The organism is Vibrio sp. YIC-376, from assembly GCF_052353105.1.
Lineage (GTDB): Bacteria > Pseudomonadota > Gammaproteobacteria > Enterobacterales > Vibrionaceae > Vibrio.
The window spans coordinates 1-763 of record NZ_JBBWFK010000036.1; the positions used below are offsets into that span (position 1 = coordinate 1).

Below are 763 nucleotides of genomic sequence, written 5' to 3' on the forward strand. Positions count from 1 at the left end.
GGGCTGCAAAAGAAGTAGGTAGTTTAACCTTCGGGGGGACGCTTACCACTTTGTGGTTCATGACTGGGGTGAAGTCGTAACAAGGTAGCGCTAGGGGAACCTGGCGCTGGATCACCTCCTTATACGATGATTACTCACGATGAGTGTCCACACAGATTGATATGGTTTATGTAAAAGAGACGATACTGGGTCTGTAGCTCAGGTGGTTAGAGCGTTCGCCTGATAAGCGAGAGGTCGGTGGTTCGAGTCCACTCAGACCCACCAATTCCCTTCCCAAGGATTTGGCATACAGTATCGACACCTTGATGGGGCTATAGCTCAGCTGGGAGAGCGCCTGCCTTGCACGCAGGAGGTCAGCAGTTCGATCCTGCTTAGCTCCACCATCTTTAAGCATACTTTCTTTAAATAGAAAGCCGAGTGTGTTTAAAAATGGTTTCTTTCTTTAAATAGAAAGTGAATCTGGCTCTTTAACAATTTGGAAAGCTGACAAAACAAACTTTGTTTTTTGAAATAAAGATTTGTTTGTAAAGTTCTCAAAGTATTCCTAATGGAATACAACTAAAAACACATTCAAGTGTTCTTGGAATTTGAGTCCGGCAAAATCGAATGTCTCTCGCTCATTCAAATAATGAGAGACAACTTTGGTTGTTTAACATCAATTCGAAACTCCTTCGGGTTGTATGGTTAAGTGACTAAGCGTACACGGTGGATGCCTTGGCAGTCAGAGGCGATGAAGGACGTATTAACTTGCGATAAGCCCAGA

2 tRNA genes and 1 rRNA gene are annotated in these 763 nt (G+C 43.9%); all 3 read left to right on the top strand.

Going from position 1 to position 763, the window contains the following annotated elements:
• Positions 1 to 122, top strand: a 16S ribosomal RNA gene (locus WJM94_RS24485); the annotation flags it as partial.
• Positions 123 to 187: 65 nt separating this feature from the next.
• A tRNA-Ile gene (locus WJM94_RS24490) sits at positions 188 to 264 on the top strand.
• A gap of 43 nt (positions 265 to 307) precedes the next feature.
• Positions 308 to 383 (top strand) — tRNA-Ala (locus WJM94_RS24495).
• Positions 384 to 763 lie beyond the last annotated feature (380 nt).